Origin of the sequence: Teichococcus deserti (genome assembly GCF_001982615.1) — a bacterium.
Taxonomy (GTDB): domain Bacteria; phylum Pseudomonadota; class Alphaproteobacteria; order Acetobacterales; family Acetobacteraceae; genus Pseudoroseomonas; species Pseudoroseomonas deserti.
In genome coordinates this window covers 1-4,805 of record NZ_MLCO01000220.1, presented here as the reverse complement: position 1 = coordinate 4,805, position 4,805 = coordinate 1, and the positions used below count along the sequence as shown (strand labels likewise).

Genomic DNA, 4,805 nt, shown 5'->3' with positions numbered 1-4,805 from the left:
CCCCGGCCCTGGCTCTTGTTGTCGCCTTGCTGGCAGCCCCGGCTGCCATGGCGCAGGGCGCCGCCGCCCCGGCACCGGGCGCCAACCCGTCCCCGCCGGAGCGCACCGCCGTCCCGCCGGCCACCACCACCCCCGGCGAGCGCCCGGCCGAGCGCAACACGCCGCCCGCCATCGGCAGCGTCCCGGCCGCCGGCGCCAACAGCTTCACCGAGGCGCAGGCGCGCGGCCGCATCGAGGCCGCCGGCTTCACCCAGGTCGAAGGGCTGAAGAAGGACGATCAGGGCGTCTGGCGCGGCCAGGCGATGCGTGACGGCAAGCCCGAGCAGGTCGGCCTGGACTTCCAGGGCCAGGTGGTCTCCGGCACCGCCGCGGCGCGCTGAACCGAGCAGCAGAGGAGGAACTCCCCATGAGCCAGATCACCATCACCCGGCTTTTCGACACCCGCGAGCATGCGCTGCAGGCCGTGCGCGCGCTGGAAGCCGCCGGCTTCTCGCCGGAGGATGTCGGCATCGTCGCGCATGGCGCCGAGCCGCTGAACCACGGCCATGCCGCGCATGACACGACCCATCACGACGCCAAGGAAGGCGGCAAGTCCGGCGCCGGCATCGGCGCGACCCTGGGCACGGTGGTGGGCGGCGGCGCGGGCCTCGCGGCCGGCCTCGGCGCCCTGGCCATCCCGGGCATCGGCCCGATCGTCGCCGCGGGCGCGCTGGTCGCCGCGCTGACCGGCGCCGGAGCGGGCGCCGCGGCGGGCGGGCTGATCGGCAGCCTGACCGGCGCCGGCGTCAGCGAGGCCGATGCGCCGGTCTATGCCGAGGGCATGCGCCGCGGCGGCAGCATGGTGTCGGTGCGCACCGACGAGATGCGCCGGGCGGAGGCCGAGACCATCCTCGACCGCCACAGCCCGGTGAACCTCCGCGACCGCGAGGCCGAGTATCGCGCCGCCGGCTGGGACGGCCGCGTCGAGCCGATGGATCCGCCGGGCACGACCGGCCGCGTCGTCGGCGCGCCGGGCACCGGCACGGGCATCCCCGACCAGCGGATCTGAGTTTCCACGCGAACTGCCATGCCGGCCTGGCGAAGCCCGGCATGGCGGCAGGCGGGGCGCGACCTGAGAGGGTCGCGCCCCTTTTCGTGTCAGCCCTGCGCGCGGGAGGCGGCGACGGCGCGGTCGACCATCTGCGGCGCCAGGCCGAGATAGTTCGCCGGATCCGTCAGGCGGTCGATGGCGGCGCGGTCCAGGTGGCGGGTGACCTCCGGGTGGCGGGACAGCGCCTCGGCCAGGCTGCCGCCCTGCTCGTTCACCGCGCGGCAGACGTCGTAGACGATGTCATGCGCCGCGTCGCGGCCGGTGTGCGGGGCCAGGCCCATCATCACCGCCTCGGCGACGATCAGCCCGCGGCTCAGCCCCAGATTCTGCTGCATCCTGCCGGCATCGACGATCAGCCCGCCGAGCGCGAACTTCGCCTGGTGTAGGGCGCCGGCGGTGTGCAGGAAGGCCTCGGGGATGGCGACCCATTCGGCATGCCAGGGGCCGGTGGCGCGTTCCAGGTCCTGCACCATGGCGTCGAGCATCAGCCCGGCCTGCTGCCGCACCGATTTGGAGGCCGCCAGCATCAGCTCCGCCGAGATCGGGTTTCTCTTCTGGGGCATGGTGGAGGAGGCGCCGCGGCCTTTGACGAAAGGCTCGTAGAGCTCGGCGAATTCGGTCGAGGCCAGCAGGGTGATGTCGAGCGCGATCTTGCCCAATGACCCGGCGATCAGGGCCAGCAGGTTGACGGTTTCGGCAAAGGCGTCGCGGGCGACATGCCAGGTGGTGACTGGCTGGCCGAGGCCGAGCTCCTTGCAGAATTCGGCCTGCACGGCGAGGCCCCGCGCGCCGAGAGAGGCCAGCGTCCCGGCGGCGCCGGCGAACTGCCCGACCAGCAGGCGGGGCCTGAGCTGGCGCAGCCGCTCGGCATGGCGGTCGAAGCCGGCCAGCCAGATGGCGGCCTTGTAGCCGAAGGTGACCGGCAGGGCCTGCTGCAGATGCGTCCGCCCGGCCATCGGCGTGTCGCGATGCCGCTCCGCCAGGTCGGCGAGGATCGTCCTCAGCTCGGCGACATCGGCCTCGACCAGCGTGATGGCGTCGCGGATGCGCAGCACGTCGGCGGTGTCCATGATGTCCTGGGTGGTGGCGCCCCAATGGAGGTAGCGCCCGGCCTCGCCGCATTGCCCGACCAGCTGGTGCACCAGCGGCAGGATCGGATAGCCGACATTGTCGGTCTCCTGTCGCAGCGTCTCGAAGTCGAGAGTCTCCAGGCTGCAGCGGGCGGCGATCGCCTCGGCCGCCTGCGCGGGGATGACGCCCAGCCGGGCCTCGGCGCGGGCCAGGGCGATTTCCACCTCGATATAGCGGGCGATCAGCCTGCGGTCGGCGAAGACGGCGCGCATGGCGGGCGTCGAGAAGGCATCGCGGAACAGCAGGGAATCAAGGACGGTGGAGGCCATTTCTTCCGGTGTTCTCCCTGGACGGCTCGCAGCTTTCGGCCGCGGGCCGGCGCTGTCAACGCGGCGTCAACCCCGCGATGCCGGGCAGGCGGGCGCGGATCAGGGCGATGAACTCCCTCAGCCGCGCGGGCTGCAGCCGGCCGGCCGGGTAGATCAGGTAGACGGGCAGCGGCGCCGCCTGCCAGCCCGGGGCCAGGCGGACCAGGCGGCCGGCGGCCAGGTCCTCCGCCACCACCCAGGCCGAGAGCACCGCCGCCCCGACGCCGGCCAGCGCCGCGGCGCGGAGCGCGTAGAGGCTGTCGGTCGCCATGCGCGGGCGCAGCGCCAGGCGGTGCGTGCCCTCCGTCGCATGGGTCAGCAGCAGTTCCTCCCGGTAATAGGTGGTCAGCGCCAGCCAGGGCAGCGGGGCGAGCGCGGCGGCGGTCTCGGGCGGCGGGCCCTCGCCCCAGAGGCCCGGGGCGGCGACCGCGATGCGCGGCACCTCGGCCAGCAGCACGGCGACGACCGAGGGGTCCTCGACCCAGCCGACGCGGATGGCGCAGTCGACGGCGCCGCCGATGAAGTCCGGGGCGCGGTCGATCAGGCGCCATTCGACCTGGGCCTCGGGCCAGCTGCGGAGATATTCGGCCAGCGGCGCGATCAGCTGGTCCTGGCCGAAGGCATGCGGCACCTGGACGCGCAGCAGCCCGCGCGGCGCGTCGCGGGCGCCGCGGAGCGAGGCTTCCAGCGCCTCCCAACCGTCGAGCAGGTCGCGGGCCTGGGCCAACGCCCGCTCGCCCTCGGCGGTCAGCGACAGGCCGTGGGTGGAGCGGCGCAGCAGCCGCAGGCCGAGGAGGCGTTCCAGCTGCTGCAGCCGCCGGCTGATGGTGGGCTGGCTGACGCCAAGCCGCCTTGCCGCGGCCGAGAGGGTCCCGGTCTCGGCCACGGTCAGGAAGCTGCGCATCAGCTCGAGGCGATCGGCGCCGTCGCGGAGCTCGGTCATACGCCGGACGTATCATGCTTCTGCGGCAGCGGCCACTACAGCCCTGCTGCGCTGCGGGATATCTGGGAGGCCACCTGTTCCTGGAGGCTTTCCCATGTCGACGTCGAGCCTGACCCATACGGATGATGCATTGGCCACCACCGGGCCGGGCCCCGGCCTGGTGCTGCTGCTGGCCAGCGGCGCCGGCTTCAGCGTGGCGTCGCTCTATTATGTCCAGCCGATGCTGGGGCTGCTGGGGGAGGCCTTCGGCCATCCCGGCGCGGTCGGGCTGGCGCCGATGCTGGCCCAGCTGGGCTATGCGCTGGGCATCCTTCTTCTCGCGCCGCTGGGCGACAAGTTCGACCGGCGGCGGCTGATCCTGGCGAAGGCGGCGCTGCTGGTGCTGGCGCTGGCCGGCACCGGCATGGCGCCGAGCCTGCCGCTGCTGCTGGCCGGCAGCCTGGCGATCGGGCTGACGGCCACGGTGGCGCAGGACATCGTGCCGGCGGCGGCGATCCTGGCGCCGGCCGCGCAGCGCGGACGCATGGTGGGGACGGTGATGACCGGGCTGCTGCTGGGCATCCTGCTGTCCCGCGTCGCCAGCGGGATCATCGCCGAGAATTTCGGCTGGCGGACGGTCTTCCTGGTCGCGGCCATCGCCGAGGCCGGCATCCTGGCTGCGGCCTTCGCCGGTCTGCCGCGGTTTTCCCCCACGACGCAGCTGCCCTATGGCGGGCTGCTTCTGTCGCTGCTGCGGCTGTGGCAGGGGCAGGCGTCGCTGCGGCGGGCGGCCTTCGCCCAGGCCGCGCTGGCGCTCGGCTTCTCCGCCTTCTGGTCGGGGCTGGCGCTGATGCTGCACCAGTCCTATGGGCTGGGCAGCGCCGCCGCCGGCGCCTTCGGCCTGGCGGGTGCGGCGGGGACGCTGGCCGCACCCTTGGCTGGCCGGCTGGCCGACAAGCGGGGTCCTGCGGTGGTGACGCGGCTGGGCGCGGCGATCTCGGTGCTGTCCTTCGCCCTGCTGCTGGGTGCTGCGCTGGCCGGGCCGCTGCCGATGCCGGTCGCGCTGACCCTGCTGGCCGTCGGCGCGGTGGGCTTCGACTTCGGCGTGCAGGCGGCGCTCGTCGCCCACCAGACCATCGTCTACGGGCTGCAGCCCGAGGCGCGCAGCCGGCTGAACGCGCTGCTGTTCACCAGCGTCTTCATCGGCATGGCCGGCGGCGCGGGGCTCGGCGCCCCGGTGCAGGGTTTCGCGGGCTGGGCGGGCGTGATGGGGCTGTCGCTCGCGGCCTCGGTGGTGGCGCTGGCTCTGCGCTGGCGCTAGCGCCAGCCCGAGAGCTCCGTCGCCACGATGTCC

Annotated in this window: 4 protein-coding genes and 1 pseudogene; 3 read left to right on the top strand and 2 right to left on the bottom strand. The window is 73.9% G+C overall.

Annotated features, from left to right (window positions below):
* Positions 1–380: pseudogene (locus tag BKE38_RS20620) on the top strand (hypothetical protein); the annotation flags it as partial.
* 26 nt (positions 381–406) lie between these two features.
* Complete coding sequence (locus BKE38_RS20615) at positions 407–1,048, top strand: hypothetical protein (RefSeq protein ID WP_076959129.1); 642 nt, start codon at positions 407–409, stop codon at positions 1,046–1,048.
* 89 nt (positions 1,049–1,137) lie between these two features.
* Here the strand turns inward: BKE38_RS20615 and pcaB are convergent, their stop codons facing one another.
* On the bottom strand, positions 1,138–2,490 hold the full coding sequence (gene pcaB / locus BKE38_RS20610; RefSeq protein WP_076959128.1) for a 3-carboxy-cis,cis-muconate cycloisomerase: 1,353 nt from the start codon (positions 2,488–2,490) through the stop codon (positions 1,138–1,140).
* A 55-nt stretch (positions 2,491–2,545) separates the two neighbouring features.
* On the bottom strand, positions 2,546–3,472 hold the full coding sequence (locus BKE38_RS20605) for a LysR family transcriptional regulator (protein ID WP_076959127.1): 927 nt from the start codon (positions 3,470–3,472) through the stop codon (positions 2,546–2,548).
* Positions 3,473–3,566: 94 nt separating this feature from the next.
* Between BKE38_RS20605 and BKE38_RS20600 the strand changes: the two genes are divergently transcribed.
* The gene (locus BKE38_RS20600; RefSeq protein ID WP_076959126.1) at positions 3,567–4,772 is read left to right on the top strand and encodes an MFS transporter; all 1,206 of its coding nucleotides are present in this window, start codon (positions 3,567–3,569) and stop codon (positions 4,770–4,772) included.
* The last annotated feature ends 33 nt before the right edge of the window (positions 4,773–4,805 follow it).